Annotated in this window: 17 protein-coding genes; 2 read left to right on the top strand and 15 right to left on the bottom strand. The window is 44.5% G+C overall.

The annotated features are described in order from the left end of the window. The first annotated feature begins 155 nt into the window (after positions 1–155). Entirely contained in the window at positions 156–680 is a 525-nt protein-coding gene (locus FFM74_RS04825; RefSeq protein ID WP_137625503.1) for a TetR/AcrR family transcriptional regulator, read from the top strand. Between the two features lie 409 nt (positions 681–1,089). Here the strand turns inward: FFM74_RS04825 and FFM74_RS04820 are convergent, their stop codons facing one another. The 9 genes from FFM74_RS04820 to FFM74_RS04780 all read right to left on the bottom strand — a co-directional run bounded on the left by FFM74_RS04820 (position 1,090) and on the right by FFM74_RS04780 (position 8,270). Continuing rightward, positions 1,090–1,887 (bottom strand): metal ABC transporter permease, encoded by a 798-nt coding sequence (locus tag FFM74_RS04820; RefSeq protein ID WP_137625502.1) that lies wholly within the window; start codon positions 1,885–1,887, stop codon positions 1,090–1,092. After that, the gene (locus tag FFM74_RS04815) at positions 1,880–2,572 is read right to left on the bottom strand and encodes a metal ABC transporter ATP-binding protein (RefSeq protein WP_137625501.1); all 693 of its coding nucleotides are present in this window, start codon (positions 2,570–2,572) and stop codon (positions 1,880–1,882) included. The genes FFM74_RS04820 and FFM74_RS04815 overlap by 8 nt, the downstream gene beginning before the upstream one ends. A gap of 131 nt (positions 2,573–2,703) precedes the next feature. Next, complete coding sequence (locus tag FFM74_RS04810; RefSeq protein ID WP_137625500.1) at positions 2,704–3,552, bottom strand: glycosyltransferase family 8 protein; 849 nt, start codon at positions 3,550–3,552, stop codon at positions 2,704–2,706. Positions 3,553–3,571: 19 nt separating this feature from the next. Next, positions 3,572–4,516, bottom strand: coding sequence for an alpha/beta hydrolase (locus FFM74_RS04805; protein ID WP_137625499.1), 945 nt, complete (start codon positions 4,514–4,516; stop codon positions 3,572–3,574). Positions 4,517–4,702: 186 nt separating this feature from the next. Beyond that, on the bottom strand, positions 4,703–5,569 hold the full coding sequence (ispE, locus tag FFM74_RS04800) for a 4-(cytidine 5'-diphospho)-2-C-methyl-D-erythritol kinase (protein ID WP_137625498.1): 867 nt from the start codon (positions 5,567–5,569) through the stop codon (positions 4,703–4,705). A 130-nt stretch (positions 5,570–5,699) separates the two neighbouring features. Continuing rightward, positions 5,700–5,951 (bottom strand): Veg family protein, encoded by a 252-nt coding sequence (locus FFM74_RS04795; RefSeq protein ID WP_137607841.1) that lies wholly within the window; start codon positions 5,949–5,951, stop codon positions 5,700–5,702. 105 nt (positions 5,952–6,056) lie between these two features. Beyond that, complete coding sequence (gene rsmA, locus FFM74_RS04790) at positions 6,057–6,944, bottom strand: 16S rRNA (adenine(1518)-N(6)/adenine(1519)-N(6))-dimethyltransferase RsmA (protein WP_137625497.1); 888 nt, start codon at positions 6,942–6,944, stop codon at positions 6,057–6,059. Continuing rightward, positions 6,941–7,507 (bottom strand): ribonuclease M5, encoded by a 567-nt coding sequence (gene rnmV / locus FFM74_RS04785; RefSeq protein ID WP_137625496.1) that lies wholly within the window; start codon positions 7,505–7,507, stop codon positions 6,941–6,943. The genes rsmA and rnmV overlap by 4 nt, the downstream gene beginning before the upstream one ends. Continuing rightward, the gene (locus FFM74_RS04780; protein ID WP_137625495.1) at positions 7,494–8,270 is read right to left on the bottom strand and encodes a TatD family hydrolase; all 777 of its coding nucleotides are present in this window, start codon (positions 8,268–8,270) and stop codon (positions 7,494–7,496) included. Before FFM74_RS04780 ends, rnmV begins: the two co-directional genes overlap by 14 nt. A gap of 672 nt (positions 8,271–8,942) precedes the next feature. On the opposite strand from FFM74_RS04780, the gene FFM74_RS04775 reads away from it, so the two are divergent. Further along, on the top strand, positions 8,943–9,452 hold the full coding sequence (locus tag FFM74_RS04775) for a hypothetical protein (protein WP_137625494.1): 510 nt from the start codon (positions 8,943–8,945) through the stop codon (positions 9,450–9,452). Between the two features lie 319 nt (positions 9,453–9,771). Here FFM74_RS04775 and metG read toward each other — a convergent pair whose 3' ends face one another. The 6 genes from metG to FFM74_RS04745 all read right to left on the bottom strand — a co-directional run bounded on the left by metG (position 9,772) and on the right by FFM74_RS04745 (position 17,090). Further along, positions 9,772–11,841: a methionine--tRNA ligase gene (gene metG / locus FFM74_RS04770; RefSeq protein WP_137625493.1), complete on the bottom strand. Its 2,070-nt coding sequence runs from the start codon at positions 11,839–11,841 to the stop codon at positions 9,772–9,774. A 512-nt stretch (positions 11,842–12,353) separates the two neighbouring features. Continuing rightward, entirely contained in the window at positions 12,354–13,196 is an 843-nt protein-coding gene (locus tag FFM74_RS04765; RefSeq protein WP_137625492.1) for a DUF72 domain-containing protein, read from the bottom strand. 1 nt (position 13,197) lies between these two features. Continuing rightward, positions 13,198–13,893 carry an NAD-dependent protein deacylase gene (locus tag FFM74_RS04760; protein WP_137625491.1) on the bottom strand — a complete coding sequence of 232 codons (696 nt, stop codon included), beginning with the start codon at positions 13,891–13,893 and terminating at the stop codon, positions 13,198–13,200. 24 nt (positions 13,894–13,917) lie between these two features. Next, a complete protein-coding gene (locus FFM74_RS04755; RefSeq protein WP_137625490.1) occupies positions 13,918–14,877 on the bottom strand; it encodes an IpaB/EvcA family protein in 960 nt (319 codons plus the stop codon). After that, on the bottom strand, positions 14,870–16,144 hold the full coding sequence (locus FFM74_RS04750) for a hydroxymethylglutaryl-CoA reductase, degradative (protein WP_137625489.1): 1,275 nt from the start codon (positions 16,142–16,144) through the stop codon (positions 14,870–14,872). The genes FFM74_RS04755 and FFM74_RS04750 overlap by 8 nt, the downstream gene beginning before the upstream one ends. A gap of 22 nt (positions 16,145–16,166) precedes the next feature. Beyond that, on the bottom strand, positions 16,167–17,090 hold the full coding sequence (locus tag FFM74_RS04745) for a Ppx/GppA family phosphatase (RefSeq protein ID WP_137625488.1): 924 nt from the start codon (positions 17,088–17,090) through the stop codon (positions 16,167–16,169). Between the last annotated feature and the right edge of the window lie 175 nt (positions 17,091–17,265).

The raw sequence follows: 17,265 nt of genomic DNA, 5'->3' as shown, positions 1-17,265 counted from the left end.
AATTCTCTTAATTTCAGCCTAACTGCTTGTTCATGATACACCAACGCGCGTTAAAATTTAACGGCACTGGCCTTATTATAAGTGCTATGGTTATTTTATAAATTATTCGGCCATTATACTAGTCTTAGGTTACAAAAGAGAGGATGTTGTTACCTATGAGTCCATCAGAACTTAAACAGCAGAATTTAACCGCAATTTACCAAGCATTGCTTCAATTGATGTCACGAAAACCCTTAGCAGCAATTTCCATCACTGAACTTTGTCAGCAAGCCCATGTCTCACGGTCTTATTTCTATCGGTACTATCAAAATTTTGACCAAATCATTTTAGCCTTTCAAGCACAAGCAATCAGACATTACTTTCGCGGCCTGCCAACGGGCTCACAAGTTGAGCTAACCACATTAATGACCCACTATTTTGAACTCACTAAATCCGCGGTAGTCACTTATCGCCTGCTAATCAAAAATGATAAGATCGATATTTTGCTGCAAACCTTTCAATCAGCCTTTCAATTATTGCTTAAGCAAGACCGCATCGGCGTCCACAGTGCAAAGCTAACCGAGCCCTACTACTTAGAATTCTTTTCAGGTGCCGTGATTAATATGTCGATTAGCTGGGTCACTCACGGTTTAATTGAATCACCAACCTATTTAGCGCAGCAAGTCGCTAAGTTTGTCTGACACTGATTGCGTTAGACCGCTTTCTAAATACGTGTGAACAGAACTATGCCAGCAACGGACACTCCTAAATTAGGAATTGCGATGTGCGCTCCGCTAAGCTTAATAGCTGGAGGTTGTGGCTGGTAACATCGGTCGTGATGGTTTTGTTACATCGGCTTTTTTTGCCGACGTTACAACACGGACGGACCGGAATCCTTGCAATTTTTGCAAGGATTCCGGGCGAGAGCCAAGACGTGCTTGGCTTGGCTCGGTCCCACGACCGCATGTTATCGGTCTCAACCGGAAGTGATGGCTGCTAATTAAGTTGTATGGCCGATTATTAAGACAATTTAAATAGACGCCGACACGATTTGCTTGTGCCAACGTCTATTTAAAAATGATCTATTTTAGCTAGTCAGTACGGCCATCACTAGCTACCCACTCGCAACCGTTGAAACCCGAGGGCTGCCAAATAGAATAAACATTCAATCGAAGCAATGAAGAAACTCACTGGTAAGTTGGTCACATAGCTCAAATACAGCCCTAACCAAACCCCAATCAGGGCAAAACCAATGGATAGGCCAATCATTTTGCTAACGGTGTGCACAAAATAGCGTGCCGCCGCTGCTGGCAAAGTGAGTAAAATAAAGATCAACAGTGATCCGACAATCTGGGCGGCGACACTGACACTCATCGCCACTAAAACTAGGAAGATGACTGAAATCCCCGTCGTCCATAGCCCACTAACCTTGGCGCCAATTGCGTCAAACGAATCAAATTTTAGCGGTCGATACAAACCTAACATCACTAAAATTACGATGCCAGAGAGCACGGCCACTCGAATCACATCCGCATGGGCAATCCCAATAACACTCCCAAATAAGATACTAGTCGCGTAACTCGACGTTTGATTCGACAAGGATAAGAATAAGATTCCTAAGCCAATGAACAATGCCGAAATCGCTGAGATCGACGCTTCTCGCCGTGATTGTTTCACACTCATCTGACCAACGATGACTGAACTGACTACCGTGAAAATCAGCATCCCGGTTAACGCCGTCCAACCCATAAAAATACCAAATGCTGCCCCCGCAAACCCAATTTCTGACAAGGTATGCGTTAAAAAGGACAAATTCCGGGCGATGACAAAGACACCAATCGTGCCACAAATAATCGCAATGAAGGTCCCAGCTAAGTACGCATTTTGCATAAACGCTAAACTAAACATTGGTAACCCCCTTCAGCTGATCAACCGACATCTCCGCCATTTCGCCAAACTGTTGTTGACCAGGACGCAATGCCAAGTAATGTTTTGCATACTGTTTAGCTAATGGCAAATCATGGGTCACGAAGAAGACAGTAATATTGCTCGTTTGGTTCAGATTTTGAACCAGATCCAATAATTCGTATTTCATTTCATTGTCCAAGCTGGCCGTGGATTCATCCAAAATCAGTAATTGTGGCGCTTGCACAATCGCTTGGGCCAAATAGGCGCGCTGCTTTTCCCCACCAGAAGCCATTCCTAGTGGCCGTTGCTTGATTTTTTTAACATTCGTCACGGCCATCGCAGTCTGCACTTGTCGATGTTCCGCTTTCGTCAGCCACGGCAACCAACCACGAATATTTAAACCGACAAAATCTTCCACCGTTAATGGATATTCTTGATCGAGATTCCGAAATTGTGGCACATAGCCAATTTTGATTGCTTTGCGATTTGGATAATAATCAATGTGCCCCGCAGACGGCTTAACTAAGCCTAATAGTGCGCGAATTAAGGTCGTTTTACCGACACCATTTTCACCGATGACCGTTAAAAAATCACCTTGCTCGATCTTAAAATTTAAATCCTTGAAAACCTGATTATTGGGGAAGCTAATCCCCAGGTGCTGGACGGCAATTAAGGGTTCCGTCATATGTCTGCCCCCATCTCTCTTAAATAAAGTAAATAGTAATGATTACTATTTTAGTTTACCGGAAATGAGCGATTTGTCAATAGGGTCTAAAAAACGAGTGCCAGAAGACATCAGCTTCCGTCACTCGTCACTTATTCGGCCACTGGCGTTAAATTCGCTACCCAGCGGTTTAATTGTTGCTGATAATTCAAGAATAACCCAGTAAACTTACTATCACTCTTCACATCCCAGGGCTTGGGTGTCCCACAATAATGTAAAATCACGGTTTGCGACATCACCCAGTGAATATCGTGCTCCGTCAATGTCCGCGTTTGATAGACCAAGTACTTGCGGGTATCATAATTCCAAATTTCTTCTGGAATTTCTAAAATATCATTCCCATATAAAAAGTTCAGAATATCCTGGTCAGGCAAAATTAAGGTCGCACTATACTTTTCAATGGCGGCGGTAATATCTGCCAGCTTAATTTTTTCCCGAGCTTGAGCCACGTCAATCACTAAGACGCCAGAATTAAAATAACTCGTGGTCGTCCCCAACCGAATCTGGTTGACATTATCGACCAATTTTGTCACGCCACGATGGGCTGCTGCCGCTAACATTTTGCCTTGTAAATCCAGTTCCCATAAGGGGCGAATCTCATTGATCACTAAAATATCTGGATCTAAGTAAATAACTCGTTTGACATTAGCTGGTAAAATTTGACCACACAATAGTCGAAAATACATTTCTTGCGGATAACGTTCAATTAGCGGCGTTTGGGCCACGAATGCCGCCGTGACGTGTTCATCATGTAAGTGCCAGCCAAACGCGTCCGTTAATTGTTGCACCTCGGCCACTTGTGCTGCCGTCATACTGGCATGCACGAGCCAAACATTCACTGTTTCAGTAGGATTGTTAGCATGTAACGACCATAACATCACTTTTAACGGTGGCAAGTACCCCGCATTCAGCGTCACTAACACATTAATTTCATCAGCCATTTCCAGCACCTCAGTTAACTTATTTTAATCCGACTTGTTCGGTTAAGAATTCACTCACCACTGCTTGGTAGCGGTCCGGATGCGTGCGAATGGCTTGGACATGGGCGGCTTCCGCATCAATGTAAAGTCCCTTTTGTTGTGGCAACAGCTCGTATAATTGATGCGCGTTGCGGACTGGGACCGTTTGATCGTGTGACCCATGAATCATCAGAATCGGTAGGCCACTTTTGGCGACTTGTTGTAAAATTTTGCCATCTGTGAACGCATAACCGGCGCTGTTGCGCGCAATCTGATTTGCCATTGGCATGATGGGGTAAGCCGGCAAATGAAATTTATGGGTGAGTCGAAACTTCGCTTCAGCATATAAATCGGTATAGCCGCTATCCTCGATAATGGCTTTGACATTGCTAGGCAATGGCTCACCACTCGTCGCCATGACGGTTGCCGCGCCCATTGAAATCCCCATCAAGACAATTTCCAAATCATTTCCCAATTCATTTAATGCGGTAATGATCCAGCGCTCATAATCTAATCGGTCCAACCAGCCATAGCCAATCGTATGGCCCTCACTGTCGCCAAAAGCGCGCGCATCGGGCATCAAGACGTCATAACCTAAGCTCATAAAAATTCGGGCATACGGAATCATTTGCTCGCGTGAATGACCCAAACCATGTGCCAAAATCGCTAGCCGACCAATCGTATGAGGGTTAGGAATATAAGTGGCAACTAGATTCAGCCCATCAAATGTCTGCATAAACCACTGTTGTTTCGGCTGTTTCTCATACCAAAAGTTTTCAATTTCCGTATTTTCTGACTGTGATAAGACTTGGCCTTGCTTTTTTTGGTCATCGCTCACATGCATGGCCACTTTATAGGCAATTGCGCCGCCAAGTAACGACCCAGCAGCGGTCGTTGCACCGACCGCGCCCGCTAATGTCAGGCCTAGTTTAGTTGTTGCTTTCATCGTAACCACCTCATTTCTGTCTTCATTTAACCATAAATCCGCTTACTTTTGCATAATTTACCATTAATTTATGCAAACAAAAAAATCAGCTAGCCACGACTTGAGGACTCGCTTCAAGTAACGCCCAACTGATAGTTGTTTGATCCTAAGTTAACTGACGCCGAAATAAGGTGTGTAAAAAACTGATTAACGGTCAATCAAGTTTACCGGCCGCACTAAGTAGACTTCCTTGCAAAAGCCCTTCAATGAATTATACACACGCTGCGCCCGCGATCGCTTACGGCAAACGCCAAAAACCGTTGGCCCGGTACCACTCATTTGGGCGGCATCGGCGCCGAAAGTCAACAATTGTTGCTTAATTTGCGTAATTTCAGGATAGCGTTTGGCCGTAATTGTCTCCAAAACATTCCCCATATTCGGGAAAATCTCACCGGGTTCACCGGCGGCAATTCCCGCCAAGAGCCCGTCAATATTCGGATGGGCCGTTAGCTGTCGATAATCAACCTGCCGCAAAATATTAGGTGTAGAGACACTAATTTTGGGCTTAGCTAACACAATCCACATCGGCGGTAGTTTTGGCAGCGGTTTCACTAATTCACCTTTACCCGTCACATGTGCGGTTTGGCTATACACACAATAGGGCACATCTGAATCAATTTTTAGACCGAGCTTCGCTAAGGTTGCCAAATCTAAGTTCAGTTCCCATAGCCGATTTAGGCCGCGCAAGACCGCGGCAGCATCGGAAGAACCGCCACCTAGTCCAGCAGCAACCGGAATCGATTTTTTAATCTTAATCCGGACACCACTTTGAATATGGTAGTGTCGCTTCAACAAACTAACTGCTTGAAAAGCTAAATTGCGGCGATCATTTGGCAAAAAGCCACTATCGGTCGCAACTTCGATCCGATTTGTCCGCAACGTTTCAATCTGAACGTAGTCGGCCAAATCGACTGAGGTCATCACCATGTTCCATTCTTTATCCCCGTTTTGATGCTCAAACAAGGTATCGAGTCCCAGATTTATTTTAGCTGGTGCTTTTTCCACGATCTGCACGCGTCTCACCCTCTTCATATGACCGCGAATACTTGGGTCGTTTTGACTTTGACTATAATTATACTAATTAAAGGCCAAAATAAAAAGACCTTGCTGGGGGTCTTAATATTGAGCGTTCGCGCAGGGCGAATTAAGCTTCAGTTGTTTCATCTTCAAAGGCGATTTGAACGTTTTTCGTTAACACATCTGTGTAACTGTATGAGACCCGTTCAAAAGCGTTTTCTTGTTGGTCTAGATCAACGACAAACACAGAACGGTACGTTTCTTTTAAGATACCATGACGTTCAGTGGTCTTCTTACGGCCCGCTTGGGCAACAACCTTCATACGTTGTCCGATGCGAGCGTCAAGCTTATCTTTAATTGCAGCTAGTGAAATTGGCATTCAGAAACCTCCTCATGTGAAACAACTATACTAGCTTTTCATAGAAAAGTCAATATTATATCACAAGGTTTTCCAATGTGCAACAATTTTATAAGTCAGTTGATATTAGAGTAATTTTGATTCATGTAGCGCATCCGTTAAAGTAATAAATTCATCAACAGAGAGGCGTTCAGCGCGAATTCGAGGATCAATCCCAGCCGCATCTAAGCCCATCTGGATAGCATTTTTGGTTTCTGGTTCTTTTCCAAACAAACTTTGTAAGTTGTTCCATAAATTTTTTCGGCGATGTGCAAAACCAGCCTTAACCACTTTGAAAAAGGCGGCTTCATCAAATGGGACATGTGTCCGTGGTGGCAGTGCCGTTAACTTAACAATGGCCGAATCCACATTTGGCGATGGAACAAAGACCGTTCGTGGCACGACCATCGCTAATTCGGCAGCCATTCGGTACTGAACAGCAATCGTCAAAGCCCCGTAGGCCTTAGTCCCCGGCTCAGCGGCCAGTCGATCAGCAACTTCTTTTTGCATCATCACCACAATGTTTTCAAACTTTACCGTTCCCGCCAAAACACTCATTAAAATGGGTGTCGTAATGTAATAAGGCAAATTGGCCACTAATTTTAAGGGATGGCCATCATCTAAATGATCTGCAATCATAGCGGGGAGATCCGTTTTCAGAATATCTTGATTAATAATTTCAACATTATCATAATCAGCCAAAGTTTCATCTAAAATTGGTAACAACCGGTCATCAATTTCAAAGGCCAGAACTTGATGCGCTGCGCGGGCCAAATATTCGGTTAGCGCGCCAATCCCAGGGCCAATTTCAATGACATTGTCATTCTGGCTGATGTCGGCGGTAAAGACGATGTTATGGAGCACATTTTGATCGGTTAAAAAGTTTTGGCCAAGACTCTTCTTCACTCTTAGCCCATAGGAATTCATAATCGCCTGGGTACGGGCGGGGTTTGCAATATCAATTTCTTTACTCATTTGTTCTCCTCAAGGTTGATTTGGTCGACTGCCTGCCAAAAATCATCAGGCTGGACTTGAAATAATTGAAGCCGTTTCGGTAATTGTTTACCATTCACATAACCAATTTTTAATAATTCGCCAAGTTGTTCCCGACGTTGGCGGGCAGCTGGTCCTGCCAACAAGCCGGCTTTAATTAGCTCAGTTTGACTGATTAAAGTCTGGGGCTCGCTTAAATTTTCGGTGTATAAGTGTGCTAGTGCCGTTCGAAGCGCTTCGGGACTCGCGTGTTCGACCCCTAAACTGCCACCGGACTTCGTTGGCACACCCGCTTTACGTGGTAAGAACGCGTGTTTAACCCCTGGCACAGCTGCCGAAATTATCCGGCGAATCCGTTCACCAGAAAAATCTGGGTCGGTAAACACGATCACACCGCGTGATGCTTGTAATTTTTTAATTTGAGCCACCGTTTCATCCGAGACGGCCGACCCGTTGGTTTCAATCGTATCAGCGTTGACGGCCAATGCCAATCGTTTGGTATCGTCCTTGCCTTCAACGACGATAACTTCTTTAATTTTCTTCAATCTTAAATAAGTCCTCTGCATTTTGATAAGTCTGCGCCGCAATCTCGTCCGCTGTGGTTTCACGCAATTTAGCCACGGCTTCAACCACATAGCGGGTAAACCCAGGCTCATTTTGTTTGCCACGATAAGGTTCGGGCGTTAAATATGGCGCATCCGTTTCAACTAACAACCGATCAGCAGGGGTTTGCTTAACGGCTTCATGAACCTCATCCGTGTGCTTAAAGGACGCCACGCCACTATATGAAATGTGCATTCCCAAATCCAAGAAACGCTTGAGCCATTCAGGATCACCATTAAAGCTGTGCATGACGCCACCAGTGTCACGAATATCGGCAGCCTTCAAAATTTTGTAAGTATCCGCGAACGCATCCCGATTATGCACCGAAATCGGCAGCTGCATGTCTTTTGCAATCGCAACTTGCCGCGCAAAAACTTTTTGCTGGGTTTCGCGTGGCGAAGTATCCCAATGATAGTCGAGGCCAATTTCACCTAACGCAACTACTTTAGGATGCTGGAGTTGTTCAATCAACAACTTTTCAGCCGCAGCATCGTAATTTTTAGAGTCTTCTGGATGCCAGCCAACGATGGCGACCAATTCCGGATAAGTTTCGGCCAACTTAATTGCGTCAGCATTCAATTGGGTATTAGAACCGACAATTGCCATCCGAACAACATCTAAAGCCTTTGCCTGAGCCAAGTATTTTGGCACGTCATTAATAAACGCTTCATCATTTAAATGGGTATGAGAATCAAAAATCCGCATGACCGTGACCCCTTTTCGATTTTGACATTCAGTGTGTAATCATAGTTGATTTTAACCGGTTGCGCAAGTCGGTCAGCGAATAGTAGCCAGTTCCCGCCTACCGGGAGCTTCGTTTGGGGCTGGAACGCCATGAACCATTTTTGAGCCAAACGGCGGTCTCAAAAACTGGTTTTTGACTAAGCGCGGACAAACCACCGCGCTAAGTCAAACGCCACGGCTGAGCCCCAAACGAAGCCCCCTCACGGCTAAAAATGTGTTTTATTTTGAGTTTGTATCCAACAAAAGATGATTGCTTTAACAGCTACCAACACTAGCAAACTGATCATTTAGTCCCGTTGTGATGCTTGATGCCTTATCTAATTGCTAAAACAATTGCAACTGACAACTTTCCAAGTTCACCATCACACCTAAACTGAACAACCAAAAATCCCCTAAAAACTGTCACCCAAATCGAATTAATTTTGGGTAAAAATCCTTGCAGAATATTTTGCTTAATAATTGCGGGAGTTACGTAGTAGTTCAGCAAAACGCCAATTCATTTTAATTTATTGTGATTTCAGGCGATACGGGCTCATTTAGAAAGTTTCTGAATAATTCTTGTGGGCATGCATACTGACGTAACCGTGCTATGCTTTCGCTGTTATTTTGGGGATAACACTAAAGGAGAAAAAGATGAAAGCGCTAATCAGAATTAAGAAAAACAAGCTAAATATTGGATACCAGCAGTTGGCAAAAATTATTTGGCAAGTTCCACAGGATAAGTTCTTTGTTAGTCATATCGGTGGTGATGAGACTTTGCAAAAAGAATATTGGTTAAAAATCTGGCCCGATTTCACCGACCTTTTTGTTGACTGGTGTAAAGTCCCATTCATTTGGGGTGCCACACCAGTGTGTATCGCTCCAGGGAAAGAAGCAAAAAATACATTGGTGGTATATTCGGATCATTTAAATGAGTTGACAGTAACTAAAATGGCTTTTTACAACCTAGTTAAATATTTAGCTAAAGAACTTGATGGTGTAATCCAAGAAAGAGATAGTGATATGTGGATTACTGCAGAAGCCTTTATGGCTAAACACCGTGATATTATGCAACTGTCACTGGACGAAGCAATTGGGAAAAGTATAAAAGAGGCTCAAACACTTCAAGCCATTGCCGAAGACGATGAACTTTTCTTGTTATAGCAGATTAGCGGACATCCGTATAAGTTACTTTGTGTGATTTGGCTACTTAACAGAAGACCAATAGAATAGTCCTGTGAGACTCAACTAGGTTTCACAGGGCTAATTTTATGGCAATGTTTAATTGAAGTGTCTTATCGATATTATTCCTAAAAAATTTTGTGACAAAAATTAGCAATCAGAAAAATCGTAAGCGGTAAGAATTACGATCAGGCGCCAGTATCTTAATGTCCACATTGATTTTAGAAAATACCGAATTATCAGAAATTTTATCAATTAAAAAAGCCGTCATCCAAAATGGACAACGACTTCAAACAATTACTTATGAAATTAAAGACCCATTTGGCAAATTATCGGGGACGGTGATTAATTGAACTTCACCATCATGTTCCGCTGAAAGCAACATGCCTTGACTCAATTGTCCCATCATCTTACGTGGCTTCAAGTTACCCACAATGACAACTTTCTTACCAATTAAGACTTCTGGTTCTGGATACCATTTGGCAATCCCAGAAAGAATCTGACGATGATCTTCATCACCAGCGTCCAGACGGAATTGAAGCAACTTGCTGCTCCCCTTCATCTTTTGCACCGTCACAACTTCGGCAATCTTGAGTTCAACCTTTTCAAAATCTTCGAAGACCATCTCTGGCTTGGTCAAATTCAGTTCAGTTTCAGCTGGATTCCAGTCACCTTCGATGGCAGCTTCATGCTTAGCCACTTCGGCTTCCGCGGCGGCAGCCATTGCGGCCCGCCCCTTCTTCTTATCCGATTTCTTCATTTGACTCTTCAAGAAGTCAATTTCTTTTGGCATATCTAACCGTGGAAAAATTGGTGTGCCTTTAGCAACGACTTGGTTACCCGCTGGCAAATCGCTGAGTTTCAGATTAGCTAACGACAAGCTTTCAGGATCCAAGCCCAATTGCGTGAAGATTTCCTTCGGTGCGTGGGTCATCACTGGACTGATCAAACTACCAATCACGCGTAAACTAGCCGCTAAATGAGCCATGACACTCGCCAACTTTTCAGCGTCAGCGACATCGTCACTTTTAGCAAGTTGCCAAGGCGCTGTTTCATCAATATATTTATTCGTCCGGCTGACAAGCTTCCAGACTTCACTCAGCGCATCAGATAAGTGCAAGTTAGCCATCGCATCATTGTAGTTCGCAATGGTTTCAGTAGCGGTTTGTTCTAAGGCCGCGTCAAATTCAGTGACACCAGCTTTGAATTCAGGCAACTTGCCTGCTTCATACTTATTGATCATCGCAACGGTCCGGTTCAACAAGTTCCCCAAATCGTTTGCCAAATCATAGTTGACTTTGGCGACAAAATCTTCTGGCGTAAATGAGCCATCATTTCCGTAAGGCATCGCCTTAATCAAATAGTAACGGAGTGCATCGAGACCATAATGTTCAACAATGGTTTCAGGATAAATCACGTTACCTTTTGATTTCGACATCTTGTCATCGCTCATCAATAACCAGCCGTGACCAAAGATCGTTTCAGGCAATTCTAAGCCCAAAGCGTGCAAGAAAATTGGCCAATAAATCGTATGGAAACGCACGATTTCTTTCCCAACCATTTGCACATTGGCTGGCCAATACTTCTTGAACAATTGGTCATCATCGTCGGTCGCGTAACCTAAGGCAGTGATATAGTTCATCAGCGCATCCAGCCAAACATAAACGACATGCTTAGGGTCGGTCTTAACTGGCACACCCCAAGTGAAGCTCGTTCGCGTGACCGCTAAGTCTTCCAAACCGGGCTTGATAAAATTGTTGACCATTTCAGTCATCCGATTGGCTGGTTGAATAAACTTTGGATGGGTCTGGTAATAATTTAACAACCAGTCCGCATACTTGCTCATCTTAAAGAAGTAAGACTGTTCTTTAACCAGTTCAACTTTATGACCACTAGGTGCCGTCCCACCGATCATTTTACCGTTTTCATCACGATCAACTTCGGCTAATTGTGTTTCGGTGAAGAATTCTTCATCATCAACGGAATACCAGCCTTCGTAGTCGCCTAAATAGATGTCGCCTTGCTTTAATAACCGGTCAAAAATTACTTGAACGGCATGTTCATGATAATCATCGGTCGTCCGAATAAATTTATCATTGGAAATTTCCAACAATTTCCATAAGTCTTGAATATCCTTAGCCATGCCATCGACATAGCTCTTAGGATCAGTATTTAATTTTTCAGCTTTTTCTTCAATCTTTTGGCCGTGTTCATCCGTCCCGGTTAAGAAAAAGACATCGTAACCCATCGCCCGCTTATAACGTGCTAAAGTATCACACGCAATGGTGGTATATGAGTTCCCGATATGTAATTTACCGGAGGGGTAATAAATCGGCGTTGTAATATAATAGGTTGGTTTTGTGTCTGCCATGACTTTAATTCCCTTCAAACATGTTATTAAATCGCTATTAACGTGTCTTGCTAGCTAAGTTTTCCGCCTACCGGTTGGGGCTTAAAAGGCTGGAACGCCATGGGCCATTTTGAAGCCAAAAAGCGGTCTTCAAAACTGGCCTTTATCTAAGTCCGGGAAAAACCGCCCAAACTAAGATAAATTTCATGGCTGAGCCTTTTAAGCCCCAACCTCTCGGCTAAATAGACCATTATTTATAAGTACCCAATAGTCACAAATAAACGGTCATCTAACGTCGGGCGGGACAGAATTGGCTCAGTGGTGTCATTTATCTTAGTCGCCGATTTTGCGACTTAGATAAAGCCCGGCTTGTGAGACCGCAGTTTGGCTCACAAACGCGGCCACCACGTTCCAGCCGATTCTGTCCCAACCAGAGTGGCAAAGCACCTGAATTAGCATAAGACATTATTATTAACATTTTTAGTTAGATTCTTTTTTATTGTATCATACTTCCACCGTTGCTTAGGAAACGGTTAGAATAAATCCAATTGCTGTGGCCCTAAGTCGCCGAACGAAATGCCTAGTAACGCCTTTAATGCTAAGGCATTATCGGCCGCATCACCGCCAGAATTATTATTAAAAATTACACAGATTTCTTTTGCCTGCGTCTGGAGTTGATCAACAGTCGTCTTAAATTGGGCGAGTTCAGTATCGTTATACCGATACAACGTCCGTTGACTGCGCCAATCTTTGCCTTTGGCTGACCAGCCGGCCTGATTGCGACCGTGCAGTCGCATAATGGCTAAGTCTGGATTCGTGACAACCGGCTCAAAGCTGACGCCATCATTCATGGCATGTGGCTCATCTACCACGACGTGCACAATGCCGAGATCTTTGAGAAAATCAAAGACCGAATCTTTGACGCCCGGTTCATACCAACTTTGGTTACGAAACTCAACCGCAATGGGTAAGCCTGGGAGCCATTGCACGATCCGTTGTAAATAATGAAAGTTACGGGTCGACCGTTCAAAAAATGGTGGAAATTGAAATAGAATTGCCTTCAACTGATCGTGCTGGGTCAATGGCTTAAGCATGGCACGATATTCGCGGTAGGCCGTCTTCAAGGCATCCATCGAAATGCCATCTTCCAGCGTGTCGTGCAACGTCATCGTTTGATTCGCCTTTAAAATAAATTGAAACTTTGCCGGGACGGATTTTTGCCACTTAGCGACCGTGCTCGGCTTAGGAATCCCATAAAACGGGGTATCCACTTCCACTACTGGGAGCACACCGGAATACTCGGTCAACGTGAGTTTATCAGTTCCACCAAGTAGACTGGGGTGTTCCGTCCAAGTTGTTAAGCCAATCGTAATCATCTCAAACTGTCACCCCTTTGAAAAAGTCGATTGCGTTTGTTTGGACCATTTCAAACGCAAATGGTAATTGCAGCGGTTCTTCATTAATCGCCATCACTTTTGCCGCCGAATTGCGATAATCAATCAAGCCAGCAAACGGATAGACACGAAATGAGGTGCCACAAATAACGACCAAATCGGCCTGTCTTAATAACGCCAACGACCGCGCCACATTATTTTGATCAATCCCCTCATCGTACAGCACTACTTTAGGCCGTAAATAGCCGTGATCAGCTTGATGATAAGGCGCCTTCAAGTAGTCTTGAAATGGGACCGACTGGCCACAGTTAGTACAGTATATTTGATAGAGATTACCGTGAAATTCGACCAAATTTTTAGTATTGGCGACTTGGTATAAATTATCGATATTTTGGGTAATCACGCCGGCTCGACCTTGTTGGGTCAACGCTGCCATCTTTTGATGAATCACATTCGGTTTGGCATCTGGATAATACAAATTTTCTTTTAAATAATGATAAAAGCCTTCCGGATCACTTTCCAAGTAGGCATGACTCAAATAATACTCCGCATTATGATGACCAGTGTATAGGCCATTCTTAGACCGATAATCTGGAATTCCTGATGGTGTCGAAACCCCAGCACCGGTCATAAAAACAATGTGTTTCGCCGCTGCTAACTGTGCTTGTGCTGCCGTCATTTTCAAGGCCTCCCTTGAGTCGACCTACCGCAACGTAAATGGTAAGTCTAATTCCGTAAATAGTTCCTTGACCGTTTTGCCATATAGTTCCTTGAAAAATTCATCGCTCTTCTTTTGCGCCGGTGCTGGTACTACAAACGCATTTTGATGATCACCTTTGTTCAGGCCAATATACGCCCGCGTATGTTTCGTTTTGTCCAACATATCGGAATGATAAACATCGAATAACTGCCGCACTTCTAACCGTAATTGGTGCTCACTAAAAACGGATTGCATCGTCACAAATTCACTGCCGTGCAATAACGGCAAGTCCCACAAGCCCATCTGTTCATCGAAAGCCTTGAATAGCTTCACGACAGTTCGCCGCATCGCAAAAGGGGTCTCAACCGGCTTCGCCGCAATTACCGCATATAATTTTAAAGCCGCGTTCCATGATTTTGGAAAATCAGCCTTCACTTGTGCCAAACGTTCAACAGTCAAGTCACCGTTAAAAAAGACTAATAAATCGGTCAACGTTAACAAGCGTAACGTCATCATGGCATCATCCTGTTTCGGATCTTCGGGGTCAATCGTGGCATAGATACCCTTAAAATATAAGTCTTCGATGGTGTCATCAATCAGCTCATGCTCGCGTTGCTTTTTGACCACTAGGACATGTGCCACCATATCGTAGAGTTCCATCGCAATTGCCATTAACTGTTCGTCCAATTGATCATTACGGGTGGTCAAGTTAAACGTGACCTGTGGAAAGCCTTGCAAAATTAACAACAAATGCAACATTTCATGCGAGGCCGTGTAATTAGGTGCCGTAATATCGGCGACTTGAATTTCAATATCACCCGCGTTTAGTCGTTGATTGGCTTGGTCATGGCGAACAAAGCCAGCCTTTTCTTGACCAAATGTCACGGTGACATTGCCAGGATATAGTGAGTTTGTCGTACTGAGTAGATCGGTTAAAGTTTGGTTTAATTTAGGTTCAGTCATCGGTTTCTTCCTTTGATTGTCGTAGTTTTGTAATTAAGTGCTGCGTCGTTGCAAGATCTTGTTGTGGTGCCTGTTCTAGCTGTTGCAAAATCGTTGGTAATTCGGTGGCAGTCGCGCCAGCAGCAAATGCTAATGATTTCAATTGTAAATGCATGTGACCTTGTTGAATCCCAGTCGTCACTAGTGCCCGCAATGCTGCTAAATTTTGTGCCAACCCGAGCGCTGCCATGATCTTAGCCAACTCGGGCGCCGTTTTAACCCCCAAGAGACGTTGGTTTAACTGTGCAAGTTCATTGATCTTGATTGACCCACCGACAACGCCAACTGGTAACGGTAACGTGATCGTTCCCGTTAACGTTTTGCCATCAGTTGTCCAAGTGCTAATGCCTCGGTACTGGTCGTCCCTGGCAGCATATGCATGAACACCACTTTCTAATGCCCGCCAGTCATTACCCGTTGCAATCGCCAAAGCATCAATCCCGTTCATCACACCCTTGTTGTGGGTAGCCGCGCGATAAGGGTCGAGTTGGGCCACAGTGCTAGCAGACGCAATTTTCTGCGCAACGAGTTTTCCAGCGTAACGGCCCGCTTGTAATAAACTGACCGGCAACTCACAAGTCGCGGTCACTAAGCTAGCGGTCGCATAATTCGATAAAATACTCATCAGGGCGTTAGTTTTCGTCAACACACCGATGGCTTTTGCCACGGCTTCCAACATACTATTGAGCATATTGGCGCCCATCGCTGCTTGAACATCCACAAATAAATCAATCGACAAATAGCCCTGACCGAGTTCTCGTGTTCGAAGTTGTCGGGCGCCACCACCCCGTTTTTTTAGGCTGGGATGGGCGTCATCGGCAACCGCCAATAATTCGGCTTGCTGCGCCATGATCACTTTTGCCGTTTTAGCCGGATCGGCCAGTTGTTCTAACACAATTTGACCGACCATTTCACGTTTAGTTAAGGTCGTCTTAAACCCACCGGCACGCTTGACGATCTTGGCGCCATTACTAGCCGCAGCAATAACGGATGGTTCCTCAGTGACCATTGGAATCACGACCGGCTGACCATCAACAACAAAGTTGACTGCCAACCCCATTGGCAAGGGATAATCCGTTAAATAATTTTCAATGATTTCACTGTGTTGCGGGACATAATATTTTTTGAATAACTCAGTCTCAGTGGCGGACAATTGCGCTTGTTCAGCGACGATTGCCGTTCGTTCAGACCATGATTTTTGATAAAAATGGCGAAAGTCAGCCGTCATATAATCAGTCCAATCCTTACGTTCAGTTTTCTGAATTCAAGTGTTCCGAAATGATTCCCTCGCGGACCCCACTCTCAGAGAACACCACCCGATCACTATCCAACATTTGTAACAGCGTCACTAGGGGCAACATCCCACCAACAATAATATCGGCTCGGTCATATTCCATTCCAGAAATATCTTGGCGACCAGCCTTAGAACGCGTTAATAAGTCTAAAAAGGTTTGATAAACCGTTTCCGTTTTTAAGCGATAACCGTGAATATCCTCAACCTTAAGCTTCTGTTGACGCCGCCGATTCACCCGAGCGAGGGTTCGATTTGCCCCACCTAACAAGATAATTGGAAAATGCATTGCTTCTGTCAGCCACCAAATGTCGGCCAGTCGATCGCGCAAAAACATCTGTGCCCGGAACAAATTCGCGGCTGGGACTAAGTCATCTAGCTCAAATTGCTCCGATAACGTGACGGCCCCAAATGGCACGCTGATCAGCTGTTTCTCCCGGCCACCTTTGACCAGAATCAGTTCACAGCTCGCCCCACCAGTATCCAAAATTAGACAGTCGTTGATGACGAGCGAATTCGCCACGCCTAGATAGTCATAATAGGCTTCATCGTCGCCCGATAACACTTTTAAGTCTAAACCAACTTCTTTTTTGACGCGGGTTAAAAAGGCCTTTTGATTCTGAGCCATACGAACTGCGGCCGTCGTGATCCCAATGACATCCGTATTTGGCAACCGCGTGTATATTTTTTTGAAATCTAACAACGCCCGAATCGTTCGGTCAATGGCCGCCGGTTGAAGCACGTGTTCGCTCCCCATACTTTCAGACAACCGGGTATCTTCCTTGACACGTTTAATTTCCTCAGCCGTACCATTTGGATGCAACCGACTGACCGCCATCCGAGCCGAATTCGACCCAAGATCGACAATTGCTAAATTTCTCATAAACACCACGCTCGCTTTTCGTTAAGGTTAGTTGTTTTTATTTTAACATTAAAGCCTCAAAACGGGACAACGAAGCCTACCGAGTGCAAAAAAAGCGAGTCTGGAGGTGTCCCTGACTCGCTTTTTGCTCCGAATATTTATGGTCGAGACGTGGAACAAAAGGCATGGATACAAC

It is taken from the genome of Lactiplantibacillus pingfangensis (assembly GCF_005404945.1).
Classification (GTDB): Bacteria; Bacillota; Bacilli; order Lactobacillales; family Lactobacillaceae; genus Lactiplantibacillus; species Lactiplantibacillus pingfangensis.
Note: the sequence above shows the minus strand (reverse complement) of the source record. Positions and strands in the feature narration are given on the sequence as shown.